This window comes from Dyella sp. (genome assembly GCF_036568765.1).
Lineage (GTDB): Bacteria > Pseudomonadota > Gammaproteobacteria > Xanthomonadales > Rhodanobacteraceae > GSA-30.
The window spans coordinates 1-14,081 of record NZ_DATCRY010000230.1 but is presented as its reverse complement, the minus strand read 5'-3'; the positions used below and the strand labels follow the sequence as shown (position 1 = coordinate 14,081).

General features: G+C 60.7%; 12 protein-coding genes. 5 read left to right on the top strand and 7 right to left on the bottom strand.

From position 1 onward, the window contains the following. Both VIM98_RS15785 and VIM98_RS15780 read right to left on the bottom strand, forming a co-directional pair. Window positions 1-209 (bottom strand): hypothetical protein (locus VIM98_RS15785; protein WP_331994065.1); only part of this gene is annotated, 209 nt, incomplete at its 3' end. A gap of 275 nt (window positions 210-484) precedes the next feature. Next, complete coding sequence (locus tag VIM98_RS15780) at window positions 485-1,828, bottom strand: MFS transporter (RefSeq protein WP_331994064.1); 1,344 nt, start codon at window positions 1,826-1,828, stop codon at window positions 485-487. A gap of 157 nt (window positions 1,829-1,985) precedes the next feature. On the opposite strand from VIM98_RS15780, the gene cyoA reads away from it, so the two are divergent. The 5 genes from cyoA to VIM98_RS15755 are packed head-to-tail and all read left to right on the top strand — an operon-like array spanning window position 1,986 to window position 6,738. Then, a complete protein-coding gene (gene cyoA, locus VIM98_RS15775; protein WP_331994063.1) occupies window positions 1,986-2,903 on the top strand; it encodes a ubiquinol oxidase subunit II in 918 nt (305 codons plus the stop codon). Between the two features lie 43 nt (window positions 2,904-2,946). Further along, window positions 2,947-4,950 (top strand): cytochrome o ubiquinol oxidase subunit I, encoded by a 2,004-nt coding sequence (gene cyoB, locus VIM98_RS15770; protein ID WP_331994062.1) that lies wholly within the window; start codon window positions 2,947-2,949, stop codon window positions 4,948-4,950. Further along, window positions 4,943-5,578 (top strand): cytochrome o ubiquinol oxidase subunit III, encoded by a 636-nt coding sequence (cyoC, locus tag VIM98_RS15765; protein ID WP_331994061.1) that lies wholly within the window; start codon window positions 4,943-4,945, stop codon window positions 5,576-5,578. Before cyoB ends, cyoC begins: the two co-directional genes overlap by 8 nt. Further along, window positions 5,575-5,958 carry a cytochrome o ubiquinol oxidase subunit IV gene (gene cyoD / locus VIM98_RS15760; protein WP_331994060.1) on the top strand — a complete coding sequence of 128 codons (384 nt, stop codon included), beginning with the start codon at window positions 5,575-5,577 and terminating at the stop codon, window positions 5,956-5,958. Before cyoC ends, cyoD begins: the two co-directional genes overlap by 4 nt. Before the next feature lie 21 nt (window positions 5,959-5,979). After that, window positions 5,980-6,738, top strand: a complete 759-nt coding sequence (locus VIM98_RS15755) for an SURF1 family protein (protein ID WP_331994059.1) — start codon at window positions 5,980-5,982, stop codon at window positions 6,736-6,738. An 85-nt stretch (window positions 6,739-6,823) separates the two neighbouring features. Here VIM98_RS15755 and VIM98_RS15750 read toward each other — a convergent pair whose 3' ends face one another. From VIM98_RS15750 to VIM98_RS15730, 5 genes are all read right to left on the bottom strand, one after another. Continuing rightward, window positions 6,824-8,632: a peptidoglycan-binding domain-containing protein gene (locus VIM98_RS15750; protein WP_331994058.1), complete on the bottom strand. Its 1,809-nt coding sequence runs from the start codon at window positions 8,630-8,632 to the stop codon at window positions 6,824-6,826. A 51-nt stretch (window positions 8,633-8,683) separates the two neighbouring features. After that, entirely contained in the window at window positions 8,684-9,136 is a 453-nt protein-coding gene (locus VIM98_RS15745; RefSeq protein ID WP_331994057.1) for a hypothetical protein, read from the bottom strand. A gap of 133 nt (window positions 9,137-9,269) precedes the next feature. Further along, window positions 9,270-10,016 (bottom strand): DUF1080 domain-containing protein, encoded by a 747-nt coding sequence (locus tag VIM98_RS15740; protein ID WP_331994056.1) that lies wholly within the window; start codon window positions 10,014-10,016, stop codon window positions 9,270-9,272. Between the two features lie 89 nt (window positions 10,017-10,105). Then, on the bottom strand, window positions 10,106-10,606 hold the full coding sequence (locus VIM98_RS15735; RefSeq protein WP_331994055.1) for a hypothetical protein: 501 nt from the start codon (window positions 10,604-10,606) through the stop codon (window positions 10,106-10,108). A gap of 58 nt (window positions 10,607-10,664) precedes the next feature. After that, window positions 10,665-14,081: autotransporter-associated beta strand repeat-containing protein (locus VIM98_RS15730; RefSeq protein ID WP_331994054.1), on the bottom strand; the 3,417-nt coding region annotated here is incomplete at its 5' end.

The window sequence follows — 14,081 nt, the reverse complement described above, 5'->3', positions numbered from 1 at the left end:
CTGTTGTAGGTGCGTAGAACGTTGAGCGGCAGGCCGTCGAACAACAGGCCTTCGTCGGCACTTTGCAGGATCAGGTTACCGGTGGCGGTGTTGAGGTAGCTCGCATTGCCGGCCTGGCCGAGTGAGGGGGAGCCGCCTGGGGCGCCCCCCAATTGTGTCAGCGAGGTGTTGCCCAGACCCAGACCGTTACCCGAAACCACTGCGACCATCGTTGGCTCTCCGCATCAATGCGAAGGGGCACCGAAATGGTGCCCCTATATAAAGCCTTATCCCGGATTTTCGAAAAAAGTTTAGGGGTAGACGAAAATATTTTTCACGTGGCACTCACGGATTCGTATTTACTTGCGAATCGTCCCGGCTTCGCATAAGTCCTGGCAAGAGGCCTCAGATCCCGGCGTACGCCGGGATGCCGGTGAGGCAGGCACAAGCTCTCTTTGTTTTTTAATGGCTTATGTCGGATTGAGAGATTGTGGGCGAAGTCGATTCATGCATCCCGACTGGGATCCACCTCGTCACGGGTTTCCAGGAGGCGGTTGACGCGCAGGGCGATCAACGTACAGGCGACGCCGGATAACAAGTAAACACTTAGGGCCACCAGGCCGAAGCGTGAGGATAGGCCGAGCGCTACCAGCGGCGCGAAGGCTGCGCCGATAAGCCATGCCATGTCGGTGGTGAGGGCGGCGCCGGTGTAGCGGAAGCGCGACTGAAAATTGGAGGTAACCGTGCCGGCAGCTTGGCCATAGGACAAACCGAGCAAGGCGAAGCCGATCAGGATGAAGGCGTCCTGTGCCGCGCGACCGCCGCCGAGCAGCCAGGGTGCGAACAGGCTGAAGATGCCGATCAGGCACGCCAGTGTGCCGAGTGTGTTGCGTCGGCCGATACGGTCGGCAATGAAACCGGAGGCGATGGTGCCGAGGATACCGATCAGGCCACCGATCACCTGTACGCTCAACACCTGATCGATCGATTGCTCGGTGCCGAGCGAAATCCATGACAACGGAAATACGGTTACCAGATGGAACAAGGCATAGCTGGCCAAGGCGGCGAAGGCGCCGAGGAACAGGTTGTAGCCCTGCCCGCGCAACAGTTGCAGTGTGCCGATGGGCTCGAGCTCGCGCTCCTCGAGCATGCGTTCGTACTCTTCCGCAGCAACCAGGCGCAAGCGTGCGAACAGCGCCACGACGTTGATGGCAAAAGCCACGAAGAATGGATAGCGCCACCCCCAGTCGGTGAAGTCGTCCTCATTGAGTTGCGTATGCAGATAGAGAAAGAGCCCGCTGGCGATAACGAAGCCGATCGGCGCACCTGTCTGTCCCAGCATGGCGTACCAGCCGCGTTTGCCCGGCGGAGCGTTCAGGGCCAGGAGCGATGGCAACCCGTCCCAGGAGCCGCCCAGAGCCAGGCCTTGCATGAAGCGAAAGAAGGCGAGCAAACCTATCGCCCAGGCACCGATATCGTGATAGCTCGGCAAAAACGACATACCTGCGGTCGATGTGCCCAGCAAGAACAGTGCCGCGGTGAGCTTGGTGCTGCGATCCCAGCGACGCTGCACGGCCATGAAAATCGCCGTGCCGATCGGTCGCGCGACAAAGGCCAAGGGAAAGACAGTGAAAGCAAACAGGATGCCGGTCAGCGTATCGGCAAATGGGAAAAACACTTTCGGAAACACCAGTACAGCGGCGATACCGAAGACGAAGAAGTCGAAATATTCGGATGTGCGCCCGATAACCACGCCGATGGCGATCTCGCCCGGTGTGACGGCAGCGTGAGCATCGGGATGCTCATTACGTTCGGCAAGATGCTGCGGATCACCGTAGTTGCTCGACATGGCGACACTCCCCACTCGAATCGAACCTCAGTTGTGGAGGAAGGCTAGCATCCACCGGGCCATGCTACTACCTCGTGGGACATTGTGCCCTATGGACCTGGGCCGCACCGATGGCGTAGTTTTGCCTTCGGGTCTCTTTAGGGGTGGGTCGTTGGCCATGTCCTGGAAACCTCTTCGCTGGCTGCCGCCGCTTGGCGGTGTGCTGCTGGCTGGATGCAGTACGGTGCTGATGTCTCCTTCGGGCGACGTCGCCATGCAGCAGCGCAATCTGATCATCAACGCTCTGCTGTTGATGCTGATCATCATCGTGCCGGTGATTGCGTTGACCCTATTCTTTGCCTGGCGCTACCGCGCATCCGCCAAGGCGAAATATGCGCCCGACTGGGATCATTCGGTTCTGCTGGAGTTGCTGATCTGGTCCGCGCCGCTGTTGATCATCATTGCGCTGGGGGCCCTGACCTGGGTCAGCACGCATAAGCTCGATCCGTATCGCCCGCTCGAGCGAATCGATGCCAAGCGGTCGATGCCGACGCAGACGAAGCCACTCACCGTGCAGGTGGTAGCTCTCGATTGGAAATGGCTGTTCATTTATCCCGAGCAAGGTATTGCCGTGGTGAACGACATGGCTGCGCCGGTCGATCGGCCGATTGCCTTCCGCATCACCTCCTCAACGATGATGAACTCGTTCTTCGTGCCTGCGCTGGCCGGCCAGATCTATGCGATGCCGGGGATGCAGACACAATTGCACGCGGTGATGAATCGCACCGGGCAGTTCGAAGGCTTTTCGGCCAATTACAGTGGCGCGGGCTTCTCGCATATGCGCTTTACGTTCGAAAGCCTGGACGAGAGTGGCTTCGAACAATGGGTCGCGAAAGCACGGCAGGAGGGCGCCATCCTCGATCGCGAAACGTACTTGCAACTGGCCAAGCCCAGCACGAACGAGCCGATCCGCCGCTACGCCAAGGTCGAACCCGAACTGTATAACGCGATCTTGAACTTGTGCGTGGAGCCGGGCCAATCGTGCCATAGCGATACGATGCATATGGGGGCAAACGCGCCGGAGCACACACCATGAACGTCCAGCCGCGTTCCTTCGATTGCCTAGCATGGTGACGACGATGTCCGAGCATGCCGATCCCACCAGCCTCGTCTTCGGCCGTTTGAGCTGGGATGCGATTCCACTGCACGAGCCGATCCTGCTATGGACCTTTATCGCCGTTGCGATCGGCGGGGTGGCGATTGTCGGCCTGGTGACCTACTACCGCCTGTGGGGCTATCTGTGGCGCGAGTGGTTCACCAGTATCGATCACAAGAAGATCGGCATCATGTACATGGTGCTCGGCCTGGTGATGCTGCTGCGGGGTTTTTCCGATGCGATCATGATGCGCCTGCAACAGGCGGTCGCTTTCGGCGATTCGGTGGGCTATCTGCCCCCGCATCACTATGACCAGATCTTTACCGCCCATGGCGTGATCATGATCTTCTTCGTGGCCATGCCGCTGATCACCGGGCTGATGAACTTCGTCGTGCCTTTGCAGATCGGAGCGCGCGACGTGGCCTTTCCGTTCCTCAACAACTTCAGTCTGTGGATGACCACGGGCGGCGCCGTGCTCGTGATGATGTCGCTGTTCGTGGGCGAATTCGCCAAGACCGGTTGGCTGGCTTACCCTCCTCTCTCGGGGATCGCGCAAAGCCCCGACGTGGGCGTGGATTACTATATCTGGGCCTTGCAGATTGCCGGTGTCGGCACCTTGTTATCGGGCATCAATCTGCTGGTGACCATCGTCAAGATGCGTGCGCCCGGCATGGCGTTGATGAAGATGCCGATCTTCACCTGGACGGCGCTGTGTACCAACGTGCTGATCGTGGCGGCATTTCCGGTGTTGACGGCGGTGCTGGCGCTGCTCGCCCTGGATCGCTACGTCGGAACCAACTTCTTTACGTACGATGCCGGCGGCAACGCCATGATGTACGTCAATCTGATCTGGATCTGGGGGCACCCGGAGGTATATATCCTGATCCTGCCGGCGTTCGGCGTATTTTCCGAGGTTACTTCCACGTTCAGCGGCAAGCGGCTGTTCGGCTACACGTCGATGGTGTACGCCACCGTAGTGATCACGGTGCTCTCCTATCTGGTCTGGCTGCATCACTTCTTCACCATGGGCTCGGGTGCCAGTGTCAATTCGTTCTTCGGCATCACCACGATGATCATCTCGATCCCGACTGGAGCGAAGGTGTTCAATTGGCTTTTCACCATGTATCGCGGCCGCATCCGTTTCGACGTGCCGATGCTGTGGACGCTCGGCTTCATGGTGACGTTTGTCATCGGCGGCATGACCGGCGTGATGCTGGCGGTGCCGCCAGCGGATTTCTCCCTGCACAACAGCCTGTTCCTGATCGCGCATTTTCATAACGTGATCATCGGCGGCGTGCTGTTCGGCCTGTTCGCCGGCATCAACTACTGGTTCCCCAAAGCCTTTGGCTTCCGGCTCGATCCGTTCTGGGGCAAATGCTCGTTCTGGTTCTGGCTGGTGGGCTTCTATGTCGCCTTCATGCCGCTGTATTTGCTTGGCCTGATGGGTGTAACGCGGCGCCTGAGCCATTTCGACGATCCGTCGTTGCAGATCTGGTTTCAGATCGCCGCGGTCGGTGCGCTGCTTATTTTTATTGGTATTGCCTGTACGATCGTCCAGTTCGTGGTCAGTTTCATGCGGCGCGAGCAGTTGCGCGATAACGATGGCGACCCGTGGCATGGACGTACGCTGGAATGGTCCACATCTTCCCCGCCACCGGCCTACAACTTTGCCTTTACGCCGCAGGTGCACGAAGTCGATGCCTGGTGGCACATGAAACAAGCCGGCTATCGCCGGCCGCTGGGTGGCTTCCGCGACATCCATATGCCGAAGAACACCGGCGCCGGTATCGTCCTTGCAGGTATCAGCTCCGCACTGGGCTTTGCGCTGATCTGGCATATGTGGATACCCGCAGGCTTGGCCTTTGCCGCTCTGCTGGCGACGGCGATCGCGCATACCTTCAATTATCACCGCGACTATCACATTCCTGCCGAGGAAGTGGCCCGCACGGAAGCCCTGCGCACGGAGCAACTTGCCCGCCATGTCTGAGACCGCACTGACTGCCTCCGGGACCGGCGCACCCACCGCGCTGGCTTTCCACGTCGCCGAGGAGCCGCATCCGCAGAACGGGACCCTGCTGGGGTTCTGGATCTACCTGATGAGCGACTGCCTGGTTTTTGCTTGCCTGTTCGCTGCCTATGGCGTGCTCGGGCGCAGTTATGCCGGTGGACCGACCGGGCGCGAATTGTTCGAGCTACCTTTAGTAGCGCTCAACACGTCGCTGCTGCTGCTCTCTTCGATCACCTACGGCTTTGCCGTCCTGCAAATGCAGCAGAAGCGGATGCGCGGCACGTTGATCTGGCTGGCGATCACCGGGCTGCTGGGAGCGGGCTTCCTGTTCGTCGAATTGCACGAATTCGCCCACTTGATCGAGATCGGAGCCGGCCCTCAGCGTAGCGCCTTCCTGTCATCGTTCTTCACCCTGGTCGGTACGCATGGACTGCACGTCACCTTCGGTATTGTCTGGCTGATCGTATTGATGAGCCAGGTGGCGAAGAAAGGCCTGATCGCCGCGAACCGGCGCCGGCTGATGTGCCTGTCGATGTTCTGGCACTTCCTGGATGTTGTCTGGGTCGGCGTCTTCAGCTTCGTCTATCTGATGGGAGTGCTGCCATGAGCGCACCGACCGACGCCAGTCATGAGCACGACGAGCACGAAGGCCAGACTATCCACGTCACGCTCAAGGGTTATGTCACCGGCTTCGTGCTTGCGGTCATCCTGACGGCGATTCCGTTCTGGTTGGTAATGCACGGAGGCTTGTCCAAATCCAGTTCCACGGCGCTGGTCGTGCTAGGGCTGGGCGCAGTGCAGATCGTGGTGCACATGATCTACTTCTTGCATATGAATGCACGCTCCGAAGGTGGCTGGAACATGCTGGCGCTGATTTTTACCCTGGTGCTGGTAGTGATCACGCTCAGCGGTTCGATCTGGATCATGTACCATTTGAATCACAACATGATGCCGGCAAGCATGCAGGACATGTCCAACTTGCCGTAGCCGCTTTTCGACGCTCGAGTTATGCCGCAACCATACGATGCACGAGCCCCGCGCGGGCTGTTTTCACTTTTTCTCTGGGCCTTTTTCGGGGCGCTGATCTTTATTGGCTTTATCGCGCTGGGAACTTGGCAGGTTCATCGCCGTGCCTGGAAACTGGATCTGATCGCTCGGGTCGATCAACGGATCCACGCGCCGGCGGTCGACGCGCCGGGCCCCTCGCAATGGCCAGGCATTAGTGCCGCAAGTGACGAGTATCGTCGTGTGCGTGTCACGGGTGAGTATCTCTATGACCGGCAAGTGCTGATCTGGACGGCGACAGACCTGGGAAGCGGATATTGGCTGATGACGCCGCTGCGCGAAGCCGACGGTGCAATCGTGATGATCAATCGCGGGTTTGTCCCGGTGGACAAGTGCAAGGCTGCAGCGACGTGTCTTCCGGGCAGCTCAGGCACGGTGACCGTGACCGGGCTGCTGCGCATGCCGGAAACACGTGCCTTCCTGCGACACAACGATGTGGCTGCCGATCGGTGGTATACGCGCGATGTGGAGGCCATGGCGACGGCACGCGGTTTGACCCAGGTAGCGCCGTATTTTGTGGATGCGGATGCGGCGTCGCCACAGGATTCAGGCTGGCCGCGCGGCGGGCTGACGGTCGTATCGTTTCCCAATAACCATTTATCGTATGCGATTACGTGGTTTTTGCTGGCGCTTGGAACAGTGCTTGGAGTGGGGTATGTATTGCGAGATGGAGTCCGGTCGCGCCGTGGAGATGTGACGTAACGATCTCCGTTGCAATCTAGGCGATGAAATCCGTCGCGGGGGTTTACCCTTTCGCAGCCGCCCCTGCAGGAAGGGGACAAACGCACTAATGCATCGAAGGCCCAGTGCGCTGCTGCGTTTGCTGCTGCGGCGTCACGTGCTGGTTCTGCGCCGGCTGCGGTGGGTTGGCTCGCTCCCATGCTGCGCTGCTTTGCGCTACCGGCGTCATCACGGCGGTCGCCACATTGACGTCCGCATATTGCTTGAACGGCGAGTTCAGATCGCCCTGCACCGCGTACGCACGGCTCGCGTTGTCATTGAGCACAACATGATCGACCCGGGTCATGCCATGTTCCCTGGCTGCCACAACCAACGCCGCAGCCAGATTGTCGCTGCGCTGATCCGAGGTGCGACCTTGCTGTGCGTCCAGCCGGTGAACCGCATCGAGCGCCTGCCGATAGATTGCATGGCCCGGATGCGTTGCATCGTTCAAACCGGGGCTGGGCTGCGAGCGAGCCTGCTGCGCGTCGTGCAAGGCTCGCATCGTCGCCGAGCCCGCGATGCCGTCCGGGTGCAGATGGTGGTCGCGCTGGAACGCTTCCACGGCGGCCTTAGTACCTGGACCGTAGTCGCTATCGGCGCGCAAGAGATGGCCTTTGGTATCTTTGTAGCCTAGCTGTGCCAGTTGCGCCTGCAAATCATGCACGGCAGCACCGCGATCGTGTTCGCGCAAGGTGCCAGGCACTTGCACATGCTCTCCTCCCGTACCGCGGCCCTGTACCGCCGTCGGGTGCGTGATATGCAGCAGACGTTCTTCGGCGCCATTACGACGAATGCTGAGGTCGACCGTGTGATCGGCATTGACGGTACGCGTCAGATCGGTGCGCGACAGCTCGCTCCATTGACCGTTGACGAACGCCCTGCCGTGACCGGCACGATCCCATTCGACGAAATCGCGGCCTTCGGCATAGAAGCCCCGCGCGTTGGCCGTGGCAGGATTGCCATAGTTATACGAGCCGCCGCGCTCCAGCGCATTGACCATGCCGCGCCCATGCGTCGGATCGACGAAGGCATCCTTGATGGTGCGGTATTCCGGGTTGAGATGCGGATGCGCCGGATCGGCGTCGAGGCGTGTCGGGTTGACCAGCGGATTGGCGAGTACGTCCTGCCAAGGGCCGTGCATCGGACTGTCACGACCGGCGTGCTCCAAGGCATTGAAGAGCTCGGCACCGCGCAGCGCTGCGTCACGCCCGGATTGCATGTAATCGGGCATATGATTCACCGCGCCGCTGACGTCAGCCACATTGCGGTACGTGCCGTTGCCGATGTCGCGTACGATCTGCCCGCCCCAGCGTTCGCTCTGGTTATAGGCCTTGGCGGCGATCGCAATCAGCCGCGCCTGATCGTCGGACGATGCCTGCCGATAAAGCGTACTGGCACGCAGCGGTGTCACCACGTCGGTCATTAGCTTGTCGACCTGCTCGACGTCGCGGTTGTGCACGAAGGTGACGCCGGCATCGCTGGCCAGGAAGCTGTTGAGATGCGACTTGACGCTGGCATCCAGGTCGCGGCCGTCGTCGGCATTGATCTGCCGTCCGTTGCGACTCAAATCGTTGATCGTCTGGGTACGATGCGCCGCATCCAGCACCCAGTCGGGATGATTGCTGCGTGCCCACGCCTGATAGGCATCGACAAGGGATGTCGACACGCCCTGCCCGGCCTGGCCGAGATCGGTCTGCAAGGTGCCGATGGAGTAACCGCTATTGGCGACCGGCTGCAGCACGGCATGGCCTTGCGCATCGTGGGCGATGTTGCCGGCCAGACTCAGGCGATAGGCTTGATCGCCGCCTTCCGAACTGACGCCGATGGCGAAATAGGCAACCGCTCTGGCTTCGTTATCCGTCAAACCTGGCATGGAATTCTCCCTTCCATCGCGCGTTAAATCGGGAATCGTTGCGGTGTGCTGTTACTTGCAGTCGTTATCGGCAGGCACGGCCCGGCCATGGGACGGATGCAACACCACGTATTTCTTGAAACGGTTGTCGCCCTTCTTGCCGAGCATCCGGTACCAGACCAGGTCGGCGCCGTCGCGCACGAAATAATCGGTTTCGTCGTCTTCATAGTTGGGACAGACGGCATAGCCCGCCGATTCGTCGTTGCCGCAATAGCGCACGAACAACTTGCCGTCGTGAATGTCGCCCTTGAGCTTGCCATCCGAACCGCTGGCCTGGGTACCGTCGCTCCAGTCGCCCGCGACTTCATCGCCGTTCTGCGTCAGCGTGAAATGGGCCGCATGATGCTGGCCGCAAGCCTGCTTGTAGATCCAGTCGCCGTCGAAGGAGCGATCGGCGGCACATGCCACGCCGATTCCTTGAACCATCAAAAGAACGGCCCACGCCGCCCATTTCCGACCGAACATGGCCTGCCTCCTTGAGAATCCCCGTCTCCCTGCGGCCCCCGCCGGCAGGTCAGGGGCACATTATCGGGGAACACGGTCATGCGACGTTATTTTTCACGACCGCAAACCGTGATGAGCTTCTAACTTTCCTGGGTCAAAGCGACTTGATCTTGATGTCGCGGAACCACAGGCGAATGGGCTCCTCGCCCTTGTCCTCGGTGCCTTGCAGGGAGATATGTCCCTTGTGGTACTTGGCGAAACCCGGCATGTGCGCGAACTTGGTGTGGGCCACGAGCTTGTTCCAGTCGTCATCCCAGAAATGCGTATCGACGACCTTGTGGCCGTTCTGGAAGAACTGCACGTGACCGTGATCGACGATGATTTCGAACTGGTTCCAGTTCCCCGCCTCGCGCACACGCTCGACATTGGAGGAAATCAGGTCGAACAGATCGCCCGAGCGTTCGTACAGCACCTGGCTGTCGGGCTTGGTGCAGACCAGGTCGGCGATCTGCATTTCCGGACCTGTTTCGTAGGTTTCCTTGTATTCGGGCGACTCGTGGACATTGAACATCACACCCGCATCCGCGCAGGCCGTCATCTTCCATTCCAGCTTCAGGTCGAAGTTCTCGTATTCGGCATCGGTCACCAGATCGGCGAAGTCTTTCTCGTCCCCGACACGGCCGCGCTCGAGCCTGATCGCGTCGCCGTCCACGCTCCAATCCTTGGCCGGCCCCTTTTGCAGATAGGAGTGCCAGCCGTCGAGGTTCTTGCCGTTGAACAGCAGGTGCCAGCCATCGGCCTTTTCCTGCGGGCTGAGCGTATTGACCGATTGCGCGGCGGCAAGGCCGGGCAGCAGGCAGGCAACCGCCAGCAGGCGGGCGAAAGACTTGGATCGACGCACGGCTTATCCCCATTCGGTTCGGTTTTATCGATTTTGCATCGATCTAAACGGGCACAGCCAGTGACTATCGGCACAGGCAAGATCTTGCGCTAGACCGGTGCCTGATAGGCCGAAGGCGAGGAAATACGGGGGTCGGCGAAGATATGCACTTCGGTCGGCGCCGGTTCCCCGCTCTCGCGGATGGGAACGTGCAGATGCAGATTGCCCCCCAGGTAGGACCGCGCGTACTGCTCGAACTGGTCGCTGCCATCGTGGTGAACGCGCTTATGAAGCTCGTAGCGTTCGATCAATTCCGGAGGTTGCAGCGACGCCGACGGTTTGAGGTACAAGGCCAGCCTGATCACCGCTCGGGTAGCATCGATTACCTCGGCCTCCACCACCGCCAAGCCCGGTGCACACTCGACAAAACGATACGTCGTGGTGCGGTAGCCGCCATCGCACATCGCCGTATCGGGCGTCTTGTTCACCTCGCGCCCCCGATCGAGGGTTCCGATCAACTCGCACAGATCGCGAAGAAAGATCGGCCGCGCCGCGGCTAGGTCGGCCTGAATCAAATCCATCGACACAGTGATTGGCGTGATGGGACGCATGGCATCGATTCCTCGACCGTATGCGCCTGTTCCTGAGGCGCATACGGTCGAATCTTGCTTAGAACGACATGGTGAAGGTCACGCGCGCGGATTGATCGTTCGCATGACCGGCAAACTGGCCGAAGTAACCTGCATCGAGCCAGGCGCTCCTGCCCAACGGCATCCGCAATCCCAGTTCGGCAATGCCCGCATTGCTGGCTACCGCCGTACCCTGGATCGTGAAATCCGGACCGCCGGCAACGAAGCGCTGGTTGCGGCTCGGGTCGGTATCGCCCCAGGCGTGCTGCCATCCAAGCCCGGCAAAGCCGCGCAGACCGCTGTCGCCCAAGGTCATGCTGCCGCGCAGACCGAGCGTGCCGAGGGTCTGGTTGGCAGTCGCGCCATCGATCGACAGGTCCGCCGCCCCACCCTGTTCGCGGAAGCCATCGGTATGTACCTGTACGCGCGTTAGTTGAGCGTAGGGTTCCAGTGTGGTGAACCGGCCGAGCGGAATGACATAGCTGCCTTCCAGATAGGCTTGTGCGGTGTGTGCGTCGTAATCGCTGTTGGCAGCCTGCCAGTAACCCGGGAAGCTGACGAAGCGATGGCCACGGACATCCTGCCATGCATACACCGCCGCGCCACGCAGGTGGAACGCGCCCCACTCCGATCCGCCGTAGACGCCAGCATACGTGCTGCGCGTGCGCGTATCCGAAGCGAGCGCGTCGACTCGGGTGGAGTCCCGTCCACGGGCCAACAGCACACCCAGGCGTCCCTGGTCGAGCGGCAGATCGGCGCCGATGACCAGACCCGTTCCATTGGATTTCATTTGGGAGGTATTGAAGTTGGCATCGTGATCGTCCCAATGCCCCCAGGCGGTGGTCCATACCGAAACGCCTTCGCCCGTTTCGCCCTGCATGGTCTGCCCGCCATAGCCGAAGCCAAGCAGATGCTGGTTGACCGCGCCACGGATTTGCTGGCTGCTGTCGAACAGCGCTGTCTGCGTGCTGGCATGCACTTCGCCGGAAAGCTGGTCTAAGGCATGGCGCGCGCCGACCGGGTCGAGCAAGGTGAGTGCGGTATAGACCGGGCTATCGAAGTTCAGACCGTCCAGGCCGGTCGCCGTGTTCCTCTCGTTGGGCGTAAGCGCGACATCGACGAAATTCACCGCGTTACGCTGCAAGGACAGGTTGACCGCATTGGCCGTGTAGCTCAACGTCGGCGTCAGGAAGGTAAGGCTGGCTTGTACGCCGGCGAATTGGCCGCTGACACCTTGCGCACCCGTGACGATGGTGTATTGCGTCTGCGGCTTGTAGTTACCGGGCTGGGTGATGGCCAACACGCTGCCGCCCTGGATGGTTACAGTACCGCCGACAACCAATGCAGTGTTCTGCCCATCCGCATTCGCACCCACTTGATACGTGGACCCACTGTGCAGGACGGCATTGCCCTGCACATTCAACGGATCGGTCAGGCTCGAAGGAGCGATCGTACCGAACAGGTCCAGCCCGCCGATGCTACCCACGCCGCCCAGCGTCGCACCGGCGGCGACTGTCACCTGACTGGCCAGCGATGCATTCGCATGCCCTGCATCGCCGACAATCAATGTGCCGGCTTGTACGGTCGTTGCACCGGTGAGCGGATTGGCGCCGGTCAACGTCAGGCTTCCGCTGCCCTGCTTGGTCAATGTGCCGCTGCCGCCAATGCTGCCAGCGAACGTACCGTCGCTGTTCTGCGCGAACACCAGCGCGGCGTTGTCGGTAATGGTTCCGATGAGGCTGCTGCTGTCGCCCTGCAAGATACCCGCGGCAATCGTGGTGCCGCCGGTATAGGTGTTGGCACCGGACAGGATCAACGTACCGGCACCTTGCTTGGTGACCGTGCCGCTACCGGAGATCATGCCGGCAAACGTACCGTTGCCGGCCTGATCGAACACCAGCGCCGCGTTATCGGCAATATTGCCTTGCAGGCTGGCACTATCGCCCTGCAATACACCGGCGCCGATCGTGGTACCGCCTCCATAGGAATTGGCGCCGGACAGAATCAAGGTGCCGGCACCGAGTTTGACCAGAGTGCCGATACCCGAGATCGCACCTGCAAACGTGCCGTCGCTTGCCTGGTCGAAGGCAAGTGTGGCGTTATCGACGATATTGCCTTGCAAGCTGGCGGTACTGCCCCGCAGCGTACCGGCGCTGACGGTGGTACCACCGCTATAGCTGTTGACACCGGTAAGCGTCAGAGTGGCCGCACCTTGCTTGACCAGGGTGCCCGTGCCGGAGATCGTGCCTGCAAAAGTACCGTCGCTGCCCTGGTTAAAGGCCAATGTGGCGTTGTCGACGATATCCCCCTGCAAGCTGGCCGTGTTACCCGCCAATGTGCCGGCGGCGACAGTCGTCCCGCCGCTGTAGCTATTGGCGCCGCTGAGGGTCAGCATGCCGGCACCTTGCTTGGTAAGGTTGCCGCTGCCGGAAATCGTGCCGTTGAATGTACCGTCCGTACTTTGCTGGAAAACCAGCGCGGCGTTATCGACGATCGCACCTTGCAGGCTTGCACTATCGCCTTGTAATGTGCCCGCGCTGATAGCGGTGCCACCGCTGTAGCTGTTGGCTCCATTCAATATCAGCGTGCCGGCACCTTGCTTGGTCACGCTGCCGCTGCCGCTGATCGCACCGGTAAAAGTGCCGTCGACATTTTGATCGAATACCAGCGCCGCGTTGTCGGCAATATTGCCCTGCAAGCTGGCGCCGTTCCCTTGCAGCGTTCCCGCGCTGATCGTCGTCCCGCCGCTGTACGTGTTGGCGCCATTCAACACCAGCGTGCCGGCGCCAAGCTTGGTGAGCCCGCCATTGCCGCCGATTGCACCGCTCAAGGTAAAGGTGTTGCCCGCATCGGCGATGTCGAAGCCGCCACCGCCCGCCCCCAGGCTTACCGCGCGCGCGGTGCTGTTGAACGCGGTGCCGGTCACTTGCAATGTGCCACCTTCGAAATCCAGCCCTGCCGACGCCGCACCGAGATTGGCATCGCTGGAAACCGATAGCGCACCCGCACTCAATTCCGTCGTTTGCGTGTACGTGTTCGCACCGTTGATTACCAGGGTACCTAAGCCGGTCTTGTTGATCCCTGCACCGCTCAATACGTTATCGATGGTCGCCGTCCAGCCGGCACTGCCGGCACTGCCGTCGCCGACACGTAACTCGGTGAGTGGGCTGCCCACCGTACCGACCAAGGTGAGCATGTCGCCGTTCAACCGATAGCCGTCGCTCGCGAACTGGATGCCCAGCGTGGTAACCGGCTGGGTGCCACCGCCATCGTCCACCGTCACCGTGCCCGATGCGCCACCGAAGATTACGAAAGAGTTGACCGGCTGGCGCGTCGCCGTGATGGAGCCGGTGGCATCGGTCCAATTGGCGTTGGGCTGGGACCAGACGCCGCTGCCGCCGCCCAGTTGTGTGCTGCTTGCCAAACCATTGGCGTTCCAGAAATTGAGATCCATGCC

Coding starts and splice junctions, on each gene's coding strand:
- VIM98_RS15780 (WP_331994064.1), bottom strand. CDS start 1,828: ATGTCGAGCAACTACGGTGATCCGCAGCATCTTGCCGAACGTAATGAG.
- cyoA (WP_331994063.1), top strand. CDS start 1,986: ATGTCCTGGAAACCTCTTCGCTGGCTGCCGCCGCTTGGCGGTGTGCTG.
- cyoB (WP_331994062.1), top strand. CDS start 2,947: ATGTCCGAGCATGCCGATCCCACCAGCCTCGTCTTCGGCCGTTTGAGC.
- cyoC (WP_331994061.1), top strand. CDS start 4,943: ATGTCTGAGACCGCACTGACTGCCTCCGGGACCGGCGCACCCACCGCG.
- cyoD (WP_331994060.1), top strand. CDS start 5,575: ATGAGCGCACCGACCGACGCCAGTCATGAGCACGACGAGCACGAAGGC.
- VIM98_RS15755 (WP_331994059.1), top strand. CDS start 5,980: ATGCCGCAACCATACGATGCACGAGCCCCGCGCGGGCTGTTTTCACTT.
- VIM98_RS15750 (WP_331994058.1), bottom strand. CDS start 8,632: ATGCCAGGTTTGACGGATAACGAAGCCAGAGCGGTTGCCTATTTCGCC.
- VIM98_RS15745 (WP_331994057.1), bottom strand. CDS start 9,136: ATGTTCGGTCGGAAATGGGCGGCGTGGGCCGTTCTTTTGATGGTTCAA.
- VIM98_RS15735 (WP_331994055.1), bottom strand. CDS start 10,606: ATGCGTCCCATCACGCCAATCACTGTGTCGATGGATTTGATTCAGGCC.